Genomic DNA, 23947 nt, shown 5'->3' with positions numbered 1-23947 from the left:
GACGAGAAGAAGAGATGTAAAGCGTGAAGCAGTGCGCAATCCGCAGATTGCGCACTGAGAAGATTAATGCAGAATTTTGGCGAGAAAGTCTTTTGCGCGCTCAGATTTCGGGTTCGCGAAGAACTCTTCTTTTGGCGAGTCTTCAACGATCTTGCCTTCATCCATAAAGATCACGCGGTTGGCCACTTTACGGGCGAAGCCCATTTCGTGCGTTACCACCATCATGGTCATCCCTTCGTGCGCCAGTTCAACCATGACATCCAGCACTTCGTTGATCATTTCAGGATCGAGTGCAGAGGTGGGTTCGTCAAAGAGCATGGCTACCGGATCCATACACAGCGCACGGGCGATCGCTACACGCTGCTGCTGGCCGCCGGAGAGCTGCGCCGGGAATTTATCGGCGTGAGCGGAAAGCCCCACACGTTCCAGCAACTTCAGCCCTTTTTCGCGTGCGAGTTTTTTATCGCGCTTAAGCACTTTTACCTGCGCCAGGGTCAGGTTTTCGATAATGGAGAGATGCGGGAACAACTCAAAATGCTGGAATACCATCCCGACGTGGGAGCGCAGCTGGGCAAGGTTGGTTTTCTTGTCATTCACTTTGGTGCCGTTAACGAGGATCTCGCCTTGCTGCACCGGCTCCAGGCCATTGACGGTTTTAATCAGCGTGGATTTGCCGGAACCGGACGGCCCGCACACCACCACCACATCGCCTTTTTTCACTTCGGTGGAGCAGTCGGTCAGCACCTGAAAGTGCCCATACCATTTAGAAACATTTTTCAGGGAAATCATTATACAGTCCTTTTCTTCAGCCAGCTGACCAACAGCGACGCGCTTAAACTAATCACAAAATAGACCCCACCTGCGAAGAGGACCATCTCGACCTGCGTACCATCACGCTCACCGATGGTGGAAGCGGTACGGAAGAAGTCTGCCAGGCTTAGTACGTATACCAGAGAGGTATCCTGGAACAGCACGATGCCCTGAGTCAGCAGGAGTGGAACCATGGCGCGAAACGCCTGCGGCAGAATGATGAGCTGCATCGACTGCCAGTGAGTCATCCCCAGCGCCAGTGCGGCACTGGATTGCCCACGCGAAATACTCTGAATACCCGCACGGATAATCTCTGAGTAATAAGCGGCCTCAAACATAGAGAATGCCACCATCGCTGAGATCAGGCGGATGTCGGTTTTCGGTGACAGCCCCAGTACGTTCTGCAAGAAGCCTGGAACAATCAGATAAAACCACAACAGCACCATCACCAGTGGAATTGAGCGGAAGACGTTAACGTAGGCGGTGGCAAACCAGGCGAACGGTTTAAAGCTCGACAGGCGCATCACCGCAAGCAGGGTGCCCCAGACGATACCGATGATGATGGCAATCACTGTGATCTTTAACGTAATCACCAGGCCATCAAGCAGATACGGCATGGATGGAACAATGGAACTCCAGTCAAATTCGTACATTATTTGCCCCCCAGATTGCCCGGCAGGCGAATTTTGCGTTCAACCAGGTTCATCACCAGCATGATGACAGTGTTAATCAGAACATAGGCGAGCGTTATCGCGGTGAAGGATTCCCACGCATGGGCGGAGTAATCCAGCAGTTTGCCCGCCTGCGCCGCCATATCCACCAGACCGATAGTGGAGGCGATGGCCGAGTTTTTCACCAGGTTCATCATCTCTGAGGTCATCGGAGGAACGATCACGCGGTAAGCGTTAGGCAGCAGCACATAACGATATGTTTGTGGCAGCGTCAGGCCCATCGCCAGACCGGCATTCTTTTGTCCGCGCGGCAGGGACTGAATGGCAGCACGTACCTGCTCGCACACGCGGGCAGCGGTAAACAGCCCCAGACACAGCATGGAGGAGACAAAGAACTGAATGTTCGGATCCAGTTCTGACTTAAACCACATGCCAATATTTTCAGGTAGCAGTTCAGGAACAACCAGATACCAGGTAAAGAATTGCACTATCAGAGGAACGTTACGGAACAGTTCCACATACAGGGTGCCGAGAGTTGAAAGAAAGCGGTTAGGGACGGTACGCAAAATACCGAACAACGAGCCGACAAGAAACGCGATTATCCATGCCGTTATGGATAAAGCCACAGTGACCTGAAAGCCGCTCCATAACCAGCCAAGATAGGTGGTGTTGCCGAACGGGGCTTGTTGCAGAAAAATGCCCCAGTTCCAGTCGATTGACATAATAAACTCCAGAAAAAAAAGGGTAGCAGCGCTACCCTCGAAGATTGGTGAGAAGCTAATTTTCGCGCTGAGTGGGGAACGACCACTCAACGTATAGTCTGTCCGTGCTTCCCGACAATCGAGAGGGCAGGAGGTCCTGCCCCTGTTGTTCTAATTAGTTAAGAGCCTTGTCGTTTGGTGATTTGAACAGCGCTTTCATGTCGTCAGACAGTTCAAAGTTCATGTTAAGATTTTTTGGTGGAATTGGATTCTTGAACCACTTGTCGAACCATTTTTCCGCTTCGCCGGAAGTCTGCGTCTGAGCGATGGTGTCATCGATCAGTTTTTTGAACTCAGCGTCGTCTTTACGCAGCATACAGCCGTAAGCTTCTTTGGATTGCGCGGTGCCTACGATTTCCCAGTTGTCTGGTTTCTTCGCTTTAGCACGCTCACCTGCCAGCAGTGCGTCATCCATCATGAATGCCACAGCACGGCCGCTTTCCAGCGTACGGAAAGAGTCGCCGTGGTCTTTCGCACTGATGATACGCATATCCATTTTCTTCTCGTCATTCAGCTTGTGCAGCAGAACTTCAGAAGTGGTACCGGATGTCACCACAACCGCTTTGCCTTTCAGGTCAGCAAAATCTTTAATCTCGCCGCCTTTCTTGGTCAGCAGGCGGGTACCTACCACGAAGATGGTGTCAGAGAACGCAGCCTGTTTCTGGCGCTCAAGGTTGTTAGTGGTTGAGCCGCACTCAAAATCGAAGGTGCCATTTTGCAGCAGAGGAATACGGTTCTGCGAGGTGATAGGAATCAACTTCACCTGTAGATCAGGCTTGTTCAGCTTTTTCTTCACGGCTTCAACGATGGCGTTGGAGTAATCCTGTGAATAGCCCACGACTTTTTGCGTGTTGTCGTAGTAAGAGAACGGGACAGAAGATTCACGGTGGCCGACCACGATCACGCCGTTTTTGGCAATCTTGTCGAGAGTGCTCCCGGCAGCCGGAGCGTCTTCAGCGTGTACAACGCTTGCGGACATCCCCATAACCAGCATTGCTGTGGCCAGTTTACGTAATTGCATACCCAACTCCTTTTTTATCAGCGCCAGTGACGCATTGATACCCATTGTGATGTTGTTATATCTCGCGCTATGCGAGTGCAGTGTTATGCAAGCTTGTTAACATTTAGTTTGGCTTAATGTAAAGATTTTGCTGCGTTATTGTTTATTTTTGCGAAGCGCGCCGCACCATTCAGAGGCAAAAATCTCCCGTTGCACCGTTTCGGTGCTACCGGCGATCTACGCTGGTGCGACCAGGTTGTACGTTAAGCCAAATTGCGTTTGCGTTAATATACAAAGCAATAGACGTGCCAAAGTGGGAGTCTGGAGGAATTGTTGAACATGGGAAAACAGGCCGGGTAAGCGTCAGCGCCACCCGGCAGAGGAGGGGGGGATTATCTGCGACGCTGACGAAGGCTCATCAACACGGCACCAAAACCAAACAGCGCGGTCAGGATCCACAGCGGCCAGTTGCCGGTACGGGCGTATGGCGTCAGTCCGGTGGTCGGCGTAACTTTCGTGGTCAGCACTTCACGGGTGAACTGCGGGATCATGGCCTGAATTTCACCTTGCGGGCCAATCACTGCGGTAATGCCGTTATTGGTGCTACGCAGCAGCGGACGCGCCAGCTCCAGGGAGCGCATACGCGCCATCTGGAAGTGTTGCCACGGGCCAATCGATTTCCCAAACCACGCATCGTTAGAGATGGTCAGCAGATAGTCGGTGTCCGGGCGGAAGTTATCGCGCACCTGCTCACCGAGGATAATTTCGTAGCAAATGGCTGCCGTCAACGCAAAACCGTGCGCGTGCAGCTGAGGTTGAACGTATGGACCACGGCTAAAAGAGGACATCGGCAAATCAAAGAACGGTGCCAGTGGACGCAGAATCGATTCCAGTGGAACAAATTCGCCGAAGGGGACCAGGTGATTCTTGTTATACCGATCGGTGGAGTTATAGCTGTATTCGCTGTCTTTGCCGAGCGTGATTATTGTGTTGTACGTGTCATAACGGTTCTGCGGATTCAGACGCGCATCGACAATCCCGGTAATCAGCGTGCTGCCGCGTGCGCGAAGCAGGTCATTCATCATGTTCAGGAACGGCTGCTGGTTGATTTCCAGGTCAGGAATGGCGGATTCCGGCCAGATAATCAGCTGTGATTTTCCCATCACCTGCTCGGTCGCGCCGGCATAGATTTTCAGCGTGTTGATAAGCTGCTTTTCGTCCCACTTCATTGCCTGCGGGATATCGCCTTGCACCATCGATACCTGCGTTGCCCGTGCGGGCTCCAGGGTAAACCACTGGATGTAACGCAGCGGGAAGGGCAGGGCGAACAGGACCAGTGCCGTAACCAGCGGTTTCCAGCTGCGCGTGATAAGCGCAAGCACCAGCAGGCCACTGACCACCATCAACAGGAAGTTAATCGCCTCTACGCCCATTACCGGGGCCAGCCCTTTTAACGGACCATCAATCTGGCTGTATCCGAACTGCAACCACGGGAAGCCGGTTAATACCCACCCGCGCAGGAACTCTGTGATCTGCCAGACAACCGGTGCTGCGATAGCGACGCGAAGCCAGGTCGTTTTTGGCCACAGGCGAGAAAGGATACCTGCGAACAGACCGGTGTAGAGTGAGAGATAGGCGGCAAGCAGCACAACCAGGAAGACGTTAACCGGGCCCGGCATCCCGCCAAACTGCGCGATGCTGACATAGACCCAGTTAATGCCAGAGCCAAACAGCCCCAGACCCCAGAAGTAGCCAATGGCTGCGGCCTGCACAGGACGGCGGTTCAGGGTTAACCCCTGTAGCCCCATCAGGGAAATAATGGCGGCAGGCCAGATATCGTAAGGAGAAAAAGCCAGCGTACCGCTGGCTCCGAGTAACAACGCCAGCAGCAAACGGACACGCTGGCGTTCAAGTAATGGGGCAAATGCCATTTAGATTAATCTTCCAGTTTTGGTACCGGTGAATCATCCGGCGTTCTGACATGAACCTGAATAATACGTCGGCTGTCGGCCATCGCGACTTTGAATTGGTAACCGTCGATGTCAACGGTTTCTCCGCGTGCCGGAAGGTGCCCAAAGGCCTGCATCACCAGACCGCCAATGGTATCGACCTCTTCATCGCTGAAGTGCGTACCGAAGGCATCGTTGAAGTCTTCAATCGAAGCCAGCGCGCGCACGGTCCAGGTGTGGCGGCTGAGCTGACGGAAGTCGATATCTTCTTCTTCGTCGTACTCGTCTTCGATTTCGCCCACGATCAGCTCAAGAATATCTTCGATCGTGACCAGACCTGACACGCCGCCGAATTCATCAATAACAATCGCCATGTGGTAGCGTAGAGAGCGGAATTCTTTCAGCATCCGATCCACACGCTTGCTTTCCGGCACAACCACGGCCTGACGTAACACTTTTTCCATACTGAAGGCTTCGGCATCGCTGCGCATAAACGGCAGCAGATCTTTCGCCATCAAAATCCCTTCGATGTGATCTTTATCTTCGCTGATAACCGGGAAACGCGAGTGGGCAGACTCGATAATGACATCGAGGCACTCGTCGAGCGTTTGGTTGCGTTTCAGGGTGATCATCTGCGAGCGGGGGATCATGATGTCGCGGACGCGCTGGTCGGCGATGTCCATGACCCCTTCGAGCATTTCGCGCGTATCTTCGTCGATAAGGTCGTTTTGCCCGGAATCACGAATCAGCTCCAGCAACTCATCACGGTTTTTCGGTTCGCCGTGGAAAAGCTGGTTCAGAATGAGGGAGAAAAATCCCTTTTTACTGGTTGTCGTGTCGCTACTGTGTGAATTGTCGTCGCTCATGGCGTTTGTTAAGGGTTCTCTTGTAAGTTCAACGTTTACCGCCGCGCGATATCCTTACGCGGCGGCATGTTAGCCGGTCTGTTGACTGACTATTCTTTCTCGGCAATGTACGGATCCTCATAGCCCAGAGCAAGCATTATCTCTGTCTCGAGGGACTCCATCTCTTCCGCTTCGTCATCTTCAATATGATCGTAGCCCAGCAAATGCAGGCTGCCGTGTACGACCATATGTGCCCAGTGGGCCTCAAGCGGTTTTTGCTGCTCTTTGGCTTCCTGCTCTACCACCTGACGGCAGATGATCAAATCACCCAGTAGCGGCATCTCGATACCCGGCGGGGCTTCAAACGGGAAAGAGAGCACGTTGGTAGGCTTATCTTTACCGCGGTAGGTCAGATTAAGCTCATGGCTTTCCGCTTCATCCACCAAACGAATCGTGACTTCTGATTCTTCCTGAAACTGGGGGATGACCGCATCCAGCCATTTCTGAAATTGCGCCTCTTCCGGCATTCCAGAATTATCTTCACAGGCCAGCTGTAAATCGAGGATCACCTGACTCATTTTTGTTCTTGCTCCTGCGCTTCGCGCTTACGTTCTGCGGCCAGTTCGGCCTTTCGCTTCTGCTCTGCTTCTTCCCACGCTTCATAGGCGTTGACGATGCGCGCCACCACCGGGTGACGTACCACGTCTTCGCTGTGGAAGAAGTTGAAACTGATTTCGTCCACTTCGGCCAGCACTTCGATGGCGTGACGCAGGCCGGATTTGGTGCTGCGCGGCAGGTCAATCTGGGTCACGTCGCCGGTGATAACGGCTTTTGAATTAAAGCCGATACGCGTCAGGAACATCTTCATCTGTTCGATGGTAGTGTTCTGGCTCTCATCCAGAATGATGAAGGCATCATTGAGGGTACGGCCACGCATGTAAGCGAGGGGAGCCACTTCGATAACGTTACGCTCGATCAGTTTTTCAACTTTCTCAAAGCCCAGCATTTCGAACAGTGCGTCGTACAGCGGGCGCAGGTACGGGTCGACTTTCTGGCTCAGGTCACCTGGCAGAAAGCCCAGTTTCTCGCCCGCTTCAACTGCCGGACGGGTCAGCAGAATACGACGGATATCCTGACGCTCCAGCGCATCCACTGCCGCGGCGACCGCCAGATAGGTTTTCCCTGTACCGGCCGGACCCACGCCGAAGGTGATGTCATGGTCGAGGATATTCGCGATGTACTGCGCCTGGTTTGGCGTACGCGGTTTAATCACGCCACGCTTGGTCTTGATGTTAATCGCCTTGCCATAGTCAGGCACGCTTTCAGCGCTCTGCTCAAGCACACGTGCCTCTTTAATGGCGAGGTGGATCTGTTCTGGCTCGATATCCTGAGTCTGGCCGCGCATCGGGGCGGTATCGACATACAGACTGCGCAGAATGTCCGCAGCCGCATTGACGCAAATAGTGCGTCCGGTGAGTTTGAAATGGTTATCGCGACGATTGATTTCGATACCCAGACGTCGCTCCAGTTGTTTGATGTTGTCATCAAACGGCCCGCACAGGCTCAGCAGGCGAGCGTTGTCTGCAGGCTCAAGGCTAATTTCACGCGTGTCTATATTCAAACCGTTCCTCTTTGAGTGTTTTGTAGGTCTGGCATCATAAAACTGTCATTACCGAAAGTATTCACGCCACAGAATAAAGGCGCAAGCATTGCAATCGATATTGGGTGCGAAGAGAGGAAATACAAGGCCTGCCAGAAAGGCAGGCCTGAACGAATTAAGGCTGATAGATACCCACGCCAGAATCGTTTTCTTTACGGGTACGGGAGATAACGGATTCCGGAGATTCAGCAATGCGCAGGCCCATTTCATCCTCTGTACGCACAAGCTTCGCGCGCAGCGAGTTGGTCAGCACTTCGACAATCTCGACGTCCACGAATTTCCCGATCATATCCGGGGTGCCTTCGAAGTTCACCACGCGGTTGTTTTCGGTACGACCAGAGAGTTCCATAATGCTTTTGCGGGACGTGCCTTCAACCAGAATGCGCTGGACAGTGCCGAGCATCCGACGGCTCCAGGCGTTGGCCTGCTGGTTGATGCGCTCCTGGAGAATATACAGACGCTGTTTTTTCTCTTCTTCCGGTACATCGTCAACCATATCGGCTGCCGGGGTGCCAGGACGTGCAGAGAAGATAAAGCTGTAGCTGACATCGAAATTCACGTCACCGATCAGCTTCATGGTGCGCTCAAAGTCATCGGTGGTTTCGCCAGGGAAGCCGACGATAAAATCTGAGCTAATCTGGATATCCGGGCGTGCGTCAAGCAGCTTGCGGATGGTGGATTTGTATTCCAGGACCGTATGTGGGCGTCCCATCAGATTCAGCACGCGGTCAGAACCACACTGAATAGGCAGGTGCAGGAAGCTCACCAGTTCCGGCGTGTCGCGATAAACATCGATGATGTCATCGGTAAATTCCATCGGGTGGCTGGTGGTGAAGCGAATGCGGTCGATACCGTCAATGGCAGCCACCAGACGCAGTAGCTCAGCAAAGCTACCGGTGCTGCCGTCATAGTTCTCGCCACGCCAGGCGTTAACGTTCTGGCCCAGCAGGTTCACTTCGCGTACGCCCTGTGCGGCAAGCTGCGCAACTTCAAACAGCACGTCATCTGCCGGGCGACTGACTTCTTCACCGCGGGTGTAAGGCACCACGCAGTAAGTACAGTATTTGTTGCAGCCTTCCATGATAGAGACGAACGCGGTCGGGCCATCAGCGCGTGGCTCCGGCAGACGGTCGAATTTTTCGATTTCCGGGAAGCTTACGTCAACAACCGGGCTACGATTGCCGCGAACCTTATTGATCATCTCAGGCAGGCGGTGCAGGGTCTGAGGGCCAAAGACGATATCCACATAGGGGGCTCTCTGGCGGATCAGTTTCCCTTCCTGCGACGCAACGCAGCCGCCAACACCGATGATCAGGTCCGGATTTTTTCGTTTGAGAAGTTTCCAGCGACCTAACACATGAAAGACTTTCTCCTGCGCTTTTTCACGAATTGAACAGGTGTTCAGCAGCAACACATCGGCTTCTTTCGGATTTTCAGTCAGCTGGTATCCGTGGGTTGTATCCAGCAGATCGGCCATCTTGGATGAATCGTATTCGTTCATCTGACAGCCCCAGGTTTTTATATGGAGTTTTTTAGTCATCGACTTGCTCAGCTCAGGATTGCAAGCCGCGTATTGTAATGCTTTGGTGCGGTTGTGACCAGTATGAAGGTTGTCAACCTCCTGCCCCTAAAAATCCGGTAAACTTAAGGGATTCTGCAATAAGGAAAATTGACCATGACACTCCAACAAACCGAAATTGCCGTTGTCGGCGGCGGTATGGTCGGCGGCGCACTGGCGCTGGGACTGGCGCAGCAGGGATTTGAGGTAACGGTCATTGAACAGGCCGCGCCTGTGGCATTTGATGCGACAGCAAAACCCGATGTCCGTATTTCTGCGATCAGTGCCGCTTCTGTCGATCTTCTCCGTGGGTTAGGCGTATGGGATGCCGTGCTTGCGATGCGGGCGCATCCCTACAGTCGACTCGAGACATGGGAGTGGGAAAATGCCCATGTGGTGTTTGATGCCGCCGAGCTGAAATTACCGCGGCTGGGTTATATGGTGGAAAACAACGTCCTGCAACAGGCGCTATGGCAGGCACTGGAGGCACACCAGAAGGTGACGTTGCGTGTCCCTTCGTCGCTCAAGGCGCTGCATCGTCATGAAGGCGGATATCGCCTGACGCTGGATAATGATGATGAACTCGCCGTGAAGTTGGTGGTGGGGGCTGATGGCGCGAACTCGCAGGTCAGACAAATGGCGGGGATCGGCGTTCATGCCTGGCAGTATCAGCAATCCTGTATGTTAATCACCGTGCAGTGTGAAAATGACCCGGGTGAGAGCACCTGGCAACATTTCACGCCGACCGGCCCACATGCCTTTTTGCCGCTTTTTGACAACTGGGCATCCCTGGTGTGGTACGACAAACCGGCGCGTATTCGCCAGTTGCAGGGGCTTTCGATGGCGCAACTGCAACATGAAGTTATGCGCCACTTCCCGGGCCGTCTGGGGCATGTGACGCCGGTTGCTGCAGGAGCATTTCCGCTGACCCGCCGACACGCATTGCAATACGCTCAGGAAGGGCTGGCGCTGGTCGGGGACGCGGCGCATACCATTCACCCACTGGCAGGGCAGGGTGTGAATCTGGGGTATCGTGACGTTGAAGCGTTGCTGGATGTATTAACCAGCGCACGTGCGCACGCTGAACCCTGGGCGAGCCAGCAGGTACTTAAACGTTATCAGACGCGTCGTATGGCGGATAACTTCGTTATGCAATCGGGGATGGATCTGTTTTACGCCGGGTTTAGTAACGACTTAGGGCCGGTGCGAATTTTGCGTAATATTGGGCTGATGGCGGCAGAGCGTGCCGGTGGTCTGAAGCGTCAGGCGCTGAAGTATGCGTTAGGCCTCTAAGACTTTTCCCTCTCCTGCAGGGAGAGGGCATCAGGCCGGACGATACAACAAAAACAAAAAAGCCCGCAGAGCGGGCTTTTTTGTTACTAAGTGGCTGGGGTGCAGGGATTCGAACCCCGGAATGCTGGTATCAGAAACCAGAGCCTTACCGCTTGGCGACACCCCAATTGCGTTAAACAATCTGCTTAACGACTTTTAAAATTGGCTGGGGTACGAGGATTCGAACCTCGGAATGCTGGTATCAGAAACCAGAGCCTTACCGCTTGGCGATACCCCAACAATTTTTTCTAGCTTACCGATATAATCGATAATGTACTAATTTGGTGGCTACGACGGGATTCGAACCTGTGACCCCATCATTATGAGTGATGTGCTCTAACCAACTGAGCTACGTAGCCAAACTGCATTCTTCGATGGCTGGGGTACCTGGATTCGAACCAGGGAATGCCGGTATCAAAAACCGGTGCCTTACCGCTTGGCGATACCCCAATACCGCGGAGAACCGCAAAATCGAAGAAATATGGCTGGGGTACCTGGATTCGAACCAGGGAATGCCGGTATCAAAAACCGGTGCCTTACCGCTTGGCGATACCCCATCCGTGCAACGCTTACTTGGGAATGGTGCGGGAGGCGAGACTTGAACTCGCACACCTTGCGGCGCCAGAACCTAAATCTGGTGCGTCTACCAATTTCGCCACTCCCGCAAAAAAGATGGTGGCTACGACGGGATTCGAACCTGTGACCCCATCATTATGAGTGATGTGCTCTAACCAACTGAGCTACGTAGCCATCTTTTTTTCGCGTTACCTTATCGGCGTTGCGGGGCGCATTATGCGTATAGACCCTTGCAGCGTCAACACCTTTTTCATCGAAAATAGCCGGAATGTGACTGTTTGGTTAGGTTGCGAACAGCGTGGCCGAATATTCGGCAATTATTGGTTATTAATCATTTTTGTCCAGCAAAATACAGTGCAAAAAAAACAGGCCCCGGAGGGCCTGTTAGTCATTCAGATGATCATTTATATGCCGACTGGTGAACACCTACAGCACGCCCTGACGGGTCGTTCATGGATTTAAACGATTCGTCCCATTCAATCGCTTTAGCGGAAGAACAGGCAACTGACGGGCCACCAGGCACACATTCCGCAGCACTTGGTACCGGGAACAGTTCTTCAAAGATTTCACGGTACAGATAGGCTTCTTTGGAGCCCGGCGTGTTGTACGGGAAGCGGAAGCTGGCGGTTTCCAGTTGTTGATCGGAAACCTGTTTTGCCGCCACCTCTTTCAGGGTGTCGATCCAGCTGTAGCCTACGCCATCAGAGAACTGCTCTTTCTGACGCCACGCAACGCTTGCCGGCAGGTAGGACTCAAAACATTCACGAAGGATATGTTTTTCCATTTTGCCGTTGCCGCACATTTTATCCTGCGGATTAATACGCATGGCCACGTCGAGGAATTTCTTATCGAGGAACGGCACGCGAGCTTCCACACCCCAGGCCGACATCGCTTTGTTGGCACGCGCACAGTCAAACATATGCAGCGCCTGAAGTTTGCGGACCGTCTCTTCATGCAACTCTTTGGCATTCGGCGCTTTATGGAAGTACAGGTAGCCACCGAATACTTCATCAGAACCTTCGCCAGACAGCACCATCTTAATGCCCATCGCTTTGATCTTACGGGACATCAGGTACATCGGCGTAGAGGCGCGGATGGTGGTCACATCATAGGTTTCGATGTGATAGATAACATCGCGGATCGCATCCAGGCCTTCCTGCACGGTGAAATGAATTTCGTGGTGCACAGTCCCGAGGTGGTTTGCCACTTCCTGCGCGGCTTTCAGGTCAGGTGCGCCTTCCAGGCCAACGGCAAAGGAGTGCAGCTGTGGCCACCAGGCTTCTGAACGCTCCTGATCTTCCACACGACGTGCGGCAAATTTCTTGGTGATGGCGGAAATCACAGAGGAATCCAGACCACCGGAAAGCAGCACGCCGTAAGGCACGTCTGACATCAGGTGACTTTTAACGGAGTCTTCCAGCGCCTGACGCAGCTCGGCTTTGTCGGTCACGTTGTCTTTCACTGCATCATAGTCGAACCAGTCGCGCTGGTAGTACTGGCGGATCTCGCCGTCTTTACTCCACAGGTAGCTACCCGCCGGGAACTCTTTAATGGTGCGGCAAACCGGCACCAGGGCTTTCATTTCAGAAGCCACGTAGAAGTTACCGTGTTCATCGTGGCCCATATACAGCGGGATAATCCCTATGTGATCGCGGCCAATCAGGTAAGCGTCTTTTTCGCTGTCATACAGCACGAAGGCGAACATACCTTGCAGGTCGTCCAGAAACTCTGGCCCTTTCTCCTGATACAGCGCGAGGATAACTTCGCAGTCAGAACCGGTCTGGAAAGCGTAGCGGTCGCCGTATTCGGCGCGCAGCGCCTGATGGTTATAGATTTCACCGTTCACAGCCAGCGCGTGCGTTTTTTTCTCGTTATACAGCGGCTGTGCGCCCGCGTTGACGTCAACAATAGACAGACGTTCGTGCGCCAGAATCGCTTTGTCGCTGGCGTAAACGCCTGACCAGTCCGGGCCGCGATGGCGCATCAGGCGGGACAGTTCAAGAGCCTTTTTACGCAGTTCGCCCGCGTCAGTTTTAATATCCAGCACGCCAAAAATTGAACACATAACCTTCTCCGTTAACCCTGTTGCTTTGTAATGTTGCTTGCTTATGAAAATGCCGCAAAGGGGGATGGCGCGCAAGGGTTTTACGGGGTAAAACGGAAATAGTGCAATGGCGATTGACGAATGTTGAAAAAAGAGTATGTCCTGAACGCTTTTATTGATGATTATGCAATGAATGATGATTTTTGTTAGATGGTGCTGTGTTTATCAGGGCCAAAAATGAAAAACCACGCCCTGAGGCGTGGTTTTGAGTCAGATGACATCAATTTCATCGACAGAGGGGTAAATCCAGCTCGGCCGGAACGGCATGGAGTCGATATCGTCGAGTGTGGATACACCGGATAGTACGAGGATCGTCTCAAGACCTGCCTGGAAACCGGCCAGAATGTCGGTACGCAGGTTATCACCCACAATCACGGTCTGCTCGGAATGCGCCTGCATTTTGTTCAGTGCAGCGCGGATGATCCACGGGCTCGGTTTACCGACAACAAACGGTTTCCGGCCAGAGATTTTTTCGATACCGGCACACAGCGCCCCGCAGGCCGGATAAAAACCACGGCCGTGGGTATCCGGGTTGGTTGCGATAAAGCGCGCACCGTTGGCGACAAAGTACGCTGCTTTATGCATCATCTCCCAGTTAAAGGAGCGCGTTTCACCCACAATCACGAAGTCCGGGTTCACATCAGTGATGGTAAAGCCCGCTTTATACAACTCGTGGATCAGCGCGCCTTCGCCCACCACGTAGGCTTTTTTCCCTTCCTGACGTTTCAGAAAATCAGCCGTTGCCATTGCCGAGGTATAAAACACAGTGTCCGGTACGTCGACACCCGCTGTAGCAAAACGGTTTGCCAAATCCTGACCTGTCTGGGAAGGGTAGTTCGTGAGAAGAACCAGTGGCATTCCTTTGTCGATGATGCGGTGTAAAAACTCCGCAGCACCCGGCACGGCAACGTTGTCGTGCATCAGCACGCCGTCGATATCACAAATTACATTCTTAATGGTCATGGACAATCCGACATCAAAAAAAGAAGGCGTTACTATAAGATCCGATCAGGATTCCAGCAAATGTTGCAGCAGGATCCCGTTAAGCATGGCGCGTTTTACCAGCGCGAAAGCACCAATCGCTGAGCGGTGATCCAGCGTTGAGCGCACCACCGGCAGGTTCTGGCGGAACGCTTTCAGCGCCTGGGTGTTAATACAGCCTTCAATAGCCGGTAATAACACTTTTTCTGCTTCGACGATTTCGCCCGCGATCACCACTTTTTGCGGGTTAAACAGGTTGATGGCAATGGCAATGGTTTTACCCAGGTGGCGACCAACCTGTTCGATAACTTCGCAGGCCAGCGCGTCGCCTTTGTTGGCGGCTTTGCAAATTGCGCCAATTTTGCAGTCGTCGAGGGTCACACGGCTTTGGTAGCCCTGTTCAAGTAAGTGACGGACCCGATGTTCTATCGCGGCATTGGCGGCGATAGTTTCAAGGCAGCCGAAATTACCGCAGTGGCAGCGCTCGCCAAGCGGCTCAACCTGAATGTGGCCAATCTCGCCAACGTTACCGTTGCGGCCAATAAAAATGCGACCATTAGAGATGATACCTGCGCCCGTACCACGGTGAACACGCACCAGAATAGAGTCTTCGCAGTCCTGACTCGCACCAAAATAGTGCTCTGCCAGCGCCAGAGAACGAATGTCATGGCCGACGAAGCAGGTCACTTTAAAGCGTTTTTCCAGCGCCTTGACCAGCCCCCAGTTCTCTACCTGAATATGTGGCATATAGCGAATCACACCACTTTCGGGATCGACCAGACCCGGCAGGATTACCGAAATAGCAATCAGCTCGCGGATCTTGCGCTGACAGGTTTCAATAAATTGCGCGATGGTATTAAGCAGCGCATGCTCCAGCGTTTCCTGGGTGCGTTCCGGCAGCGGATAATGTTCTTCGGCAATGGCTTTACTGCTCAGATCGTAGAGCGTAAGCGTGGTGTCATGACGGCCAAGGCGGACGCCAATAGCCTGGAAATTGCGGGTTTCGGTAACAATGGAGATAGCGCGGCGGCCCCCGGTGGAGGCCTGCTGATCGACTTCTTTTATCAGGCCGCGCTCAATAAGCTGACGTGTAATTTTTGTCACACTGGCAGGAGCAAGCTGGCTTTGTTCGGCTATCTGAATACGTGAGATTGGCCCGTGCTGGTCAATCAGGCGATAAACTGCCGCGCTGTTAAGTTGTTTAACGAGATCGACATTACCGATTTGAGCTTGTCCGCCTGGTGTCATACTTTTACTTACTCAGTGACGACCTCGTTACCATTAACGATGGTCTTAATAATTTTATATTCGTGTGTGAACGCTGTCAGGTTTGCAATCATACCTGGCGCAATCCCACCGAGTTGTTTATCCACGCCCATTGCGCGAGCCGGATAAAGTGTTGCCATGCGTAGCACTTCATCAAGCGCGATACCGCAATGTTCAACCAGGTTACGCACCCCTTCGATCATTGTCAGCGCAGAGCCACTCAGCGTGCCGTTTTCGTCCACACACAGTCCATTGCGGTAGTATATTGTTTTACCAGCAAAAATGAACTGGTCAATATTTGCCCCTGCCGGTGCAGTTGCATCCGTTACCAGACACAGCTTATCGCCTTTCAGACGCTTGGCATTACGGATGTTGGTGTAATCGACGTGTAACCCATCGGCAATAATACCGCAGTAAACGTCTGGCTCGTCCAGAATCGCGCCGACCAGACCCGGTTCACGGCCGGTAATGTATGGCATGGCGTTATAAAGATGGGTCGCAAAGGTAATGCCTGCACGGAAGCCGATTTTAGCTTCTTTCACTGTGGCATTAGAGTGGCCGGCAGACACCACAATCCCGGCCGCAGCCAGTTTGCTGATAACCTCTGGCCCGGTCATTTCAGGTGCCAGCGTCACTTTGGTGATCACATCGGCGTTGGCGCACATGTAATCGACCAGCTCGGCATCCGGTTTGCGCACATAATCCGGGTTATGCGTGCCTTTCTTGACCATATTCAGCCACGGCCCTTCAAGGTGCAGACCCAGTGCCTGATTAGGATATTTTGCCAGGTACTCGCGCATCACGCGGATACCTTTTTTCATCAGTTCATCGCTGCTGGTGATAAGCGTTGGCAGATAGCTGGTGCAGCCCGATTTCTCATTGGCTTTTTGCATGATTTCCAGCGTTTCAACGGTCACCGCTTCTGCTGTGTCGTTAAACTGCACACCGCCGCAGCCGTTAAGCTGAACATCGATAAAACCGGGGGAGATAATTGCTCCATTGAGTGAGCGTTGTTCAATCTCCGGCGGCAGTTCAGCCAACGGACAGATACGTTCAATCAGGCCATTCGCGATAACAATCGCGTGGTCATCCAGAATTTCATGGCCGGTATAAATCCGACCGTGGGTTAAAGCGTACATAACGACCCCCGGTTTAAAAATGCGACCGCCTCTTCGCAAAGAGGCGGTTATTCAATTACAGACCTTTGATGTTCTCAGCTTCTAACTCGTTGAAGTATTTCAGCGTCTTCACTTTCAGTTCCATGGTGGATGGTTCGTCACACACAATAACTGATTTCGGATGCAGTTGGAGGCAACTGATTGTCCACATGTGGTTAACGTTGCCTTCAACGGCCGCCTGGAGCGCCTGCGCTTTCACGCCGCCCAGCACCAGAATCATCACTTCTTCGGCATCCAGCAGGGTGCCCACGCCAACGGTCAGGGCGTACTTTGGAACCTGGTTAACATCGCCGTCAAAGAAGCGTGAGTTTGCCACGCGAGTGTCATGGGTCAGCGTTTTAATACGCGTACGGGAAGCCAGGGAAGATGCGGGTTCGTTGAACGCGATATGCCCATCGTTACCTACGCCACCCATGAACAGGTGGATTTTACCGTATGCGCGGATTTTTTCTTCGTACTGACGGCATTCCGCATCAATATCAGGCGCGTTTCCATTCAGCAGGTTAATATTTTCAGCAGGGATATCAACGTGATCAAAGAAGTTGCGGTGCATGAAGCTGTGATAGCTCTCAGGATGTTCCTTTGGCAGGCCAACATATTCATCCATGTTGAAGGTGACAACATGTTTGAAGCTAACCTGGCCCGCTTTGTGCATTTCAACTAATGCTTTGTACGCAGTCAGCGGCGTGCCGCCAGTCGGAAGACCAAGAACGAAAGGACGATCGGCGGTTGGTTTGAACGCATTAATGCGGTTAACGATATGACGAGCGGCCCATTTACCGACTTGTTCAGCTGTTGCCAGGGGAATCAGTCTCATTGTTCACCTCTAGAGTTAAAGTAAAAAAGTGGGCGGATGATTACTGGAGCCTGAACTAAGCGTAACCTGGAACCTTTCAGGCCGGATCAATCCGTCTTGATTTTTTGAATGATAAAATAAGTTTTCGCTGTTAGCCAGTGAAAGGGAGGGTTAATAACGATATTTGGTGACAAAAATCACAAAAAGTACGTATTTAATTTGCGATACGAATTAATTTTTCACACACTCAGAATGCCAGTGAATCATCAACCATATGTATAGGTTAATGACACAATAAAAACACAGCTGAGAACGTGCCTTAAACGGGGTCTCATAGGGGGAAGAAAGTGAGTATTCTAGGTTATTTACAAAAGGTTGGTCGCGCACTGATGGTGCCGGTCGCCACGCTGCCTGCAGCAGCGATATTAATGGGTATCGGTTACTGGATTGACCCGATAAGTTGGGGCGGTGATAACGCTCTGGCGGCACTGTTTATCAAATCGGGCGCCGCCATTATCGAACACATGTCAGTCCTATTCGCGATTGGTGTGGCTTATGGTATGTCCAAAGATAAAGACGGTGCAGCTGCGCTGACCGGCTTTGTCGGTTTCCTGGTGTTAACCACCCTCTGCTCCCCAGCAGCAGTGTCCATGATTCAGAAAATCCCTCTGGATCAGGTTCCTGCCGCATTCGGGAAAATTGAAAACCAGTTCGTGGGTATCCTCGTCGGTATCATCTCTGCTGAACTGTACAACCGCTTCAGTGGCGTTGAGCTGCCAAAAGCGCTGTCCTTCTTCAGCGGTCGCCGTCTGGTGCCGATCCTGACCTCCTTCCTGATGATTGTTGTGGCATTCATCATGATGTACATCTGGCCGGTTATCTTTGATGGTCTGGTGAACTTCGGTGAGCACATTCAGAAACTGGGTTCTGTCGGTGCGGGCGTGTATGCGTTCTTCAACCGTCTGTTGATCCCGGTTGGTCTGCACCACGCGCTGAACTCCGTATTCTGGTTTGACGTTGCGGGTATTAACGATATCCCTAACTTCCTGGGTGGCGCACAGTCCATCGAAGCAGGTAAAGCGGTTGTGGGTATCACCGGTCGTTACCAGGCGGGCTTCTTCCCAATCATGATGTTCGGCCTGCCGGGTGCAGCGCTGGCTATCTACCACTGCGCGCGTCCAGAGAACAAAGCGAAAGTGCTGGGTATCATGATGGCGGGTGCGTTCGCAGCCTTCTTCACTGGTATCACCGAGCCGCTCGAATTCTCCTTCATGTTCGTGGCACCAGTACTGTATGTGATCCACGCTGTGCTGACCGGTATCTCTGTGTTTATCGCGGCAAGCATGCACTGGATTGCGGGCTTTGGCTTCAGTGCGGGTCTGGTGGATATGGTGCTTTCTTCCCGTAACCCGCTGGCAACCCACTGGTGGATGCTGATCCCACAAGGTCTGGTGTTCTTCGCTATCTACTACGTGGTGTTCCGTTTCACTATCACCAAATTCAACCTGATGACTCCGGGTCGTGAACTGGCCGTGGCCGGCAGCGAAGCGGATGGTCAGGATGTGAATGTGAGCGGTGCTCAGGATCAGGACGTATCAGGTCTGGCGCGTCAGTACATTGCCGCTGTCGGCGGTTCTGACAACCTGACCGGCATTGATGCCTGTATCACCCGTCTGCGTCTGAACGTAAAAGACTCTTCCCTGGTGAACGAAGCGCTGGCAAAACGCCTGGGCGCGTCCGGTGTTATCCGCCTGAACAAAACCAGCGTGCAGATTATCGTTGGCTTCGTAGCAGAAAAAATTGCTAACGCCATGAAAACCACCGGGCCGGTAGCGGCAGCAGCAACTTCTGCTCCAGCTGCAGCGGCGCCAGCAGCGGCAAAACCTCAGGCTGTACCAAATGCAACCACCATTGCTGCACTGGTTTCCCCAGTGACCGGTGAAGTGGTTGCCATTGAGCAGGTTCCTGACGAAGCCTTCGCCAGCAAAGCTGTCGGCGACGGTGTGGCGGTGAAACCAACGGAAAAAACCGTGGTATCTCCGGCAGCCGGTACGATTGTGAAAATCTTCAACACCAACCACGCGTTCTGCCTTGAAACTGAAAAAGGCGCGGAAATCGTCGTCCACATGGGCATCGATACCGTTGCGCTGAACGGTAAAGGCTTTACCCGCCTGGTGGAAGAGGGTGCAGAAGTGGTCGCAGGCCAGCCGATTCTGGAAATGGATCTGGACTTCCTGAACGCCAACGCGCGCTCGATGATAAGCCCGGTGGTTTGCAGCAACATCGACGACTTCAGCGGCCTGGTGCTTCAGGCGAAAGGTCAGGTGGTTGCAGGTCAGACACCACTGTATGAGATTAAAGGCAAGTAATCGCTCCTGAGCAGAGTCTGTGCCTTAAGCGGCGGGGGTTATCCTCCGCCGCTTTTTTTTGCAGCATTTGCCCCCATTATTTACGTCCTGGACGTTTTAAAGGGTTGTCACTGCGCCCTGCTTATAAGATCATATGCCGTTATACGTTGTTTACGCTTTGAGGAACCTACGATGAGTGAGGCTGAAGCCCGCCCGAGTAACTTTATCCGTCAGATCATTGATGAAGATCTGGCCAGTGGTAAGCACACCACAATTCATACCCGTTTTCCGCCGGAGCCGAACGGCTACCTGCATATTGGTCATGCGAAATCTATCTGCCTGAACTTTGGCATTGCGCAAGACTATAAAGGGCAGTGCAACCTGCGTTTCGATGACACCAACCCAGTAAAAGAAGACATCGAATACGTTGAGTCCATCAAGAACGACGTGCAATGGCTGGGCTTCAACTGGTCTGGTGATATCTGCTACTCCTCTGACTATTTCGATCAGCTGTTTGCTTACGCAGTAGAGCTTATCAACAAAGGTCTGGCGTATGTCGACGAGCTTTCTGCCGACGAAATCCGTGAATACCGCGGCTCGCTGACCGCTCCGGGTAAAAACAGCCCATACCGCGACCGCAGCGTAGAAGAGAACCTGGCGCTGTTTGAAAAAATGCGTGCTGGTGGTTTCGAAGAAGGCAAAGCCTGTCTGCGCGCCAAAATCGATATGGCGTCACCGTTCATCGTGATGCGCGACCCGGTGCTATACCGCATTAAGTTCGCTGAACACCACCAGACGGGCAACAAGTGGTGCATCTACCCGATGTACGACTTCACCCACTGCATCAGCGATGCGCTGGAAGGGATCACTCACTCACTGTGTACGCTGGAATTCCAGGACAACCGTCGTCTGTACGACTGGGTGCTGGATAACATCACCATTCCTGTGCATCCGCGTCAGTACGAGTTCTCTCGTCTGAATCTGGAATACACCGTGATGTCCAAGCGCAAGCTGAACCTGCTGGTCACCGACAAGCACGTTGAAGGCTGGGATGACCCACGGATGCCGACCATCTCTGGCCTGCGTCGTCGTGGTTACACCTCTGCGTCAATCCGCGAGTTCTGCAAACGTATCGGCGTCACCAAGCAGGATAACACCATTGAGATCGCCTCTCTGGAGTCCTGCATCCGTGAAGATCTGAACGAAAACGCACCACGTGCGATGGCGGTTATCGATCCGGTTAAACTGGTTATCGAAAACTACCCGCAGGGTGAAAGCGAGCTGGTGTCTATGCCTAACCATCCGAGCAAACCGGAAATGGGCAGCCGCGACGTGCCGTTCAGTGCGGATATCTGGATTGACCGTGCTGACTTCCGCGAAGAAGCCAACAAGCAGTACAAGCGTCTGGTACTGGGTAAAGAGGTGCGCCTGCGTAACGCCTACGTGATCAAAGCTGAGCGCGTAGAGAAAGACGCAGAAGGCAATATCACCACTATCTTCTGTACCTATGATGCAGAGACCCTGAGCAAAGATCCGGCTGATGGCCGTAAAGTGAAAGGCGTTATCCACTGGGTGAGCGCAGCACACGCGCTGCCGGTTGAAATCCGCCTGTACGACCGTCTGTTCAGCGTACCTAACCCAGGTGCTGCGGATGACTTCCTGGCAACCATCAACCAGGAATCTCTGGTTATCAAGCAGGGCTTTGCTGAACCTTCACTGAAAGATGCTGAAATCAGTAAAGCGTACCAGTTTGAACGTGAAGGTTACTTCTGCCTGGACAGCCGTTACAGCACCGCAGAAAAACTGGTATTTAACCGTACTGTGGGTCTGCGTGATACCTGGGCTAAAGTCGGCGAATAATAACGCTTGCATGGTCAATGAGAAACAAACGCCGCTTATTGCGGCGTTTTTTTATTTAATGATCATGCCATTAACGGCATGGCAAAAGCGATATTGAGAAATATACAGGTCAATGAGCTGCTACTTATTTTTCACAAAAAAAGTTTGTGAATTTACGGAAAGACAGAACAGGTGAAAATAAACGCAAACCTCTGTTATTACCCTCTGAATTTAATCGCTTTCCCCCGTAAAACCTCGCTTCTCGCGAAGTGTTACAAATCGCTACCAATTATGTGCACTTCGTCATAATCCTGACTTTTGCCCGCTAAAAAGCATTGATAATTCGCGTCGCGAAAAATAACCTAAAGACGGTAGTTAATTCGAGGGTATTTCTAACTACCCCTGACCATTTGGTCTTTTATATTTTTCGCCGTTTTAGGCGTTTTAATTCGTCAAAGAGGAATAATCTATGCGTACGTTCAGTGGCAAACGTAGTGCGCTGGCGCTGGCTATTGCCGGTGTGACAGCAATGTCGGGCCTGGTTGTCGCTCCAGAAGCTAAAGCGGCAGGTTTCATTGATGATTCTACGCTCACGGGCGGTATCTATTACTGGCAGCGTGAACGTGACCGTAAAGACGTCACCGAAGACAAATACAAAACCAACCTTTCTCACTCCACCTGGAACGCCAACCTGGATTTCCAGTCGGGTTACGCCGCCGATATGTTCGGCCTGGATATTGCGGCATTCACTGCAATAGAAATGGCGGAAAATGGCGACAGCGGTCACCCGAACGAAATTGCATTCTCTTCCAGCAACAAAGCGTATAAAGAAGACTGGTCAGGAGATAAGAGCGGAGTCAGCCTGTATAAGGCCGCTGCGAAATTCAAATATGGCCCGGTATGGGCACGTGCGGGTTATATCCAGCCAACCGGACAAACGCTGTTAGCGCCACACTGGAGCTTTATGCCTGGTACTTATCAGGGGGCAGAAGCTGGCGCGAATTTTGACTACGGCGATGCGGGCGCACTGAGCTTCTCGTATATGTGGACCAACGAGTATAAAGCGCCGTGGCATATTGAGATGGATAAGTTTTACCAGAACGATAAAAAAACCAAAGTTGATTATCTTCACTCGCTGGGCGCGAAGTACGATTTCAAAAACGACCTGGTTCTTGAAGCCGCATTTGGTCAGGCTGAAGGCTATATCGACCAGTATTTTGCCAAAGCAAGCTACAAGTTTGATATTGCTGGCAGCCCGTTGAGCACCAGCTATCAGTTCTACGGTACACGCGACAAAGCCAGCAGCGGTACGGTAAACGATATATACGACGGCACGGCGTGGTTGCAGGCTTTAACCTTCGGCTACAAAGTGGGCCAGGTCGATTTACGTCTTGAAGGGACATGGGTGAAGGCTGAAGGCCAGCAGGGTTACTTCCTGCAACGTATGACCCCAACCTATGCGTCCTCTAATGGTCGTCTGGATATCTGGTGGGATAACCGTTCAGACTTCAACGCCGATGGCGAAAAAGCCGTCTTCTTCGGTGCCATGTATGACCTGAAAAACTGGAATCTGCCGGGCTGGGCGGTGGGGGCTTCCTACGCTTACGCATGGGATGCAAAACCTGGCGATATGGCCACACCAGACGCGTACTACGACCCGAACTATCGTCTGAAAGAGTCCTCTTACAGCCTGGATGCGATTTACACCCTTCAGGATGGTCGCGCGAAAGGCACGATGTTCAAACTGCACTTCACTCAATACGACAACCACTCCGATATCCCAAGTTACGCGGGCGGTTACGGCAACATCTTCCAGGATGAACGTGACGTGAAATTCATGGTGATTGCCCCGTTCACAATCTTCTGATGAACAGACCGGCGGGTTAAGTCCCGCCGGAATGGAGACTGAAAATGATGAAAAAAATCATAATCGTCGCGATGCTGGCATCGGGGCTGGTGGCTTGTGCGCAGACTCAGGCACCAAAAGAGGACTCGCGTCTGAAAGAGGCTTACAGCGCCTGTATTAATACAGCTGAAGGCTCGCCAGAGAAAATTGAAGCCTGCCAGAGCGTGCTTAATGTGCTGAAGAAAGAGAAGGCGCATGAGCAGTTCGCAACTCAGGAAAACGTCCGCGTGATGGATTACCAGGCCTGTATCCAGGCGCGTAAAACCGGAAACGATCAGGAAGTGGCAAAACGTTGCGATCAGATCTGGAAAGAGATTCGTAGCAATAACAGTAATTAACTCGCCGTTATCATGCCCGGTGGCGCTAC

The 23947-nt window shown here is 52.4% G+C and carries 19 protein-coding genes and 7 tRNA genes; 5 read left to right on the top strand and 21 right to left on the bottom strand.

Annotated elements, in window-relative coordinates:
* Positions 1–63: 63 nt before the first annotated feature.
* The 9 genes from ACS603_RS17005 to miaB all read right to left on the bottom strand — a co-directional run bounded on the left by ACS603_RS17005 (position 64) and on the right by miaB (position 9236).
* Positions 64–789, bottom strand: coding sequence for an amino acid ABC transporter ATP-binding protein (locus ACS603_RS17005; RefSeq protein ID WP_014069335.1), 726 nt, complete (start codon positions 787–789; stop codon positions 64–66).
* Positions 789–1463, bottom strand: coding sequence for a glutamate/aspartate ABC transporter permease GltK (gene gltK, locus ACS603_RS17000; RefSeq protein ID WP_182060023.1), 675 nt, complete (start codon positions 1461–1463; stop codon positions 789–791). Before gltK ends, ACS603_RS17005 begins: the two co-directional genes overlap by 1 nt.
* Entirely contained in the window at positions 1463–2203 is a 741-nt protein-coding gene (locus tag ACS603_RS16995) for an amino acid ABC transporter permease (RefSeq protein ID WP_182060024.1), read from the bottom strand. Before ACS603_RS16995 ends, gltK begins: the two co-directional genes overlap by 1 nt.
* 154 nt (positions 2204–2357) lie before the next feature.
* Positions 2358–3263 (bottom strand): amino acid ABC transporter substrate-binding protein, encoded by a 906-nt coding sequence (locus ACS603_RS16990; RefSeq protein WP_182060025.1) that lies wholly within the window; start codon positions 3261–3263, stop codon positions 2358–2360.
* A gap of 371 nt (positions 3264–3634) precedes the next feature.
* Complete coding sequence (gene lnt / locus ACS603_RS16985) at positions 3635–5173, bottom strand: apolipoprotein N-acyltransferase (RefSeq protein ID WP_474944616.1); 1539 nt, start codon at positions 5171–5173, stop codon at positions 3635–3637.
* Between the two features lie 5 nt (positions 5174–5178).
* Complete coding sequence (gene corC, locus ACS603_RS16980) at positions 5179–6057, bottom strand: CNNM family magnesium/cobalt transport protein CorC (protein ID WP_182060027.1); 879 nt, start codon at positions 6055–6057, stop codon at positions 5179–5181.
* Between the two features lie 89 nt (positions 6058–6146).
* On the bottom strand, positions 6147–6614 hold the full coding sequence (gene ybeY / locus ACS603_RS16975; RefSeq protein WP_003858677.1) for an rRNA maturation RNase YbeY: 468 nt from the start codon (positions 6612–6614) through the stop codon (positions 6147–6149).
* Positions 6611–7657, bottom strand: coding sequence for a PhoH family protein (locus ACS603_RS16970; protein ID WP_217186159.1), 1047 nt, complete (start codon positions 7655–7657; stop codon positions 6611–6613). The genes ybeY and ACS603_RS16970 overlap by 4 nt, the downstream gene beginning before the upstream one ends.
* A gap of 154 nt (positions 7658–7811) precedes the next feature.
* Positions 7812–9236 (bottom strand): tRNA (N6-isopentenyl adenosine(37)-C2)-methylthiotransferase MiaB, encoded by a 1425-nt coding sequence (gene miaB, locus ACS603_RS16965; RefSeq protein WP_182060029.1) that lies wholly within the window; start codon positions 9234–9236, stop codon positions 7812–7814.
* Positions 9237–9371: 135 nt separating this feature from the next.
* On the opposite strand from miaB, the gene ubiF reads away from it, so the two are divergent.
* Positions 9372–10547: a 3-demethoxyubiquinol 3-hydroxylase gene (gene ubiF / locus ACS603_RS16960; protein ID WP_474944615.1), complete on the top strand. Its 1176-nt coding sequence runs from the start codon at positions 9372–9374 to the stop codon at positions 10545–10547.
* Between the two features lie 91 nt (positions 10548–10638).
* Here ubiF and ACS603_RS16955 read toward each other — a convergent pair.
* From ACS603_RS16955 to nagB, 12 genes are all read right to left on the bottom strand, one after another.
* Positions 10639–10713, bottom strand: a tRNA-Gln gene (locus ACS603_RS16955).
* A gap of 36 nt (positions 10714–10749) precedes the next feature.
* Positions 10750–10824, bottom strand: a tRNA-Gln gene (locus tag ACS603_RS16950).
* 44 nt (positions 10825–10868) lie between these two features.
* Positions 10869–10945: transfer RNA gene (locus ACS603_RS16945), tRNA-Met, on the bottom strand.
* Positions 10946–10961: 16 nt separating this feature from the next.
* Positions 10962–11036, bottom strand: a tRNA-Gln gene (locus tag ACS603_RS16940).
* A gap of 32 nt (positions 11037–11068) precedes the next feature.
* Positions 11069–11143 (bottom strand) — tRNA-Gln (locus ACS603_RS16935).
* Between the two features lie 23 nt (positions 11144–11166).
* Positions 11167–11251: transfer RNA gene (locus ACS603_RS16930), tRNA-Leu, on the bottom strand.
* A gap of 8 nt (positions 11252–11259) precedes the next feature.
* Positions 11260–11336 (bottom strand) — tRNA-Met (locus ACS603_RS16925).
* 226 nt (positions 11337–11562) lie between these two features.
* Positions 11563–13227: an asparagine synthase B gene (gene asnB / locus ACS603_RS16920; RefSeq protein WP_182060031.1), complete on the bottom strand. Its 1665-nt coding sequence runs from the start codon at positions 13225–13227 to the stop codon at positions 11563–11565.
* A 249-nt stretch (positions 13228–13476) separates the two neighbouring features.
* Positions 13477–14229, bottom strand: coding sequence for a ribonucleotide monophosphatase NagD (nagD, locus tag ACS603_RS16915; protein ID WP_166717394.1), 753 nt, complete (start codon positions 14227–14229; stop codon positions 13477–13479).
* A gap of 45 nt (positions 14230–14274) precedes the next feature.
* The gene (gene nagC, locus ACS603_RS16910; RefSeq protein ID WP_182060032.1) at positions 14275–15495 is read right to left on the bottom strand and encodes a DNA-binding transcriptional regulator NagC; all 1221 of its coding nucleotides are present in this window, start codon (positions 15493–15495) and stop codon (positions 14275–14277) included.
* Positions 15496–15503: 8 nt separating this feature from the next.
* The gene (nagA, locus tag ACS603_RS16905) at positions 15504–16652 is read right to left on the bottom strand and encodes an N-acetylglucosamine-6-phosphate deacetylase (RefSeq protein WP_182060033.1); all 1149 of its coding nucleotides are present in this window, start codon (positions 16650–16652) and stop codon (positions 15504–15506) included.
* A 55-nt stretch (positions 16653–16707) separates the two neighbouring features.
* Complete coding sequence (gene nagB, locus ACS603_RS16900) at positions 16708–17508, bottom strand: glucosamine-6-phosphate deaminase (protein ID WP_014069347.1); 801 nt, start codon at positions 17506–17508, stop codon at positions 16708–16710.
* Positions 17509–17834: 326 nt separating this feature from the next.
* On the opposite strand from nagB, the gene nagE reads away from it, so the two are divergent.
* The 4 genes from nagE to chiQ all read left to right on the top strand — a co-directional run bounded on the left by nagE (position 17835) and on the right by chiQ (position 23918).
* Complete coding sequence (gene nagE / locus ACS603_RS16895) at positions 17835–19856, top strand: N-acetylglucosamine-specific PTS transporter subunit IIBC (protein WP_182060034.1); 2022 nt, start codon at positions 17835–17837, stop codon at positions 19854–19856.
* 171 nt (positions 19857–20027) lie between these two features.
* Positions 20028–21695, top strand: a complete 1668-nt coding sequence (gene glnS, locus ACS603_RS16890; protein WP_182060035.1) for a glutamine--tRNA ligase — start codon at positions 20028–20030, stop codon at positions 21693–21695.
* A gap of 448 nt (positions 21696–22143) precedes the next feature.
* The gene (gene chiP / locus ACS603_RS16885) at positions 22144–23541 is read left to right on the top strand and encodes a chitoporin ChiP (protein ID WP_014069350.1); all 1398 of its coding nucleotides are present in this window, start codon (positions 22144–22146) and stop codon (positions 23539–23541) included.
* A 47-nt stretch (positions 23542–23588) separates the two neighbouring features.
* Complete coding sequence (gene chiQ / locus ACS603_RS16880) at positions 23589–23918, top strand: ChiQ/YbfN family lipoprotein (RefSeq protein WP_182063535.1); 330 nt, start codon at positions 23589–23591, stop codon at positions 23916–23918.
* Positions 23919–23947: the final 29 nt, after the last annotated feature.

It is taken from the genome of Enterobacter sp. Li2LvB3 (assembly GCF_056156645.1).
Note: the sequence above shows the minus strand (reverse complement) of the source record. Positions and strands in the feature narration are given on the sequence as shown.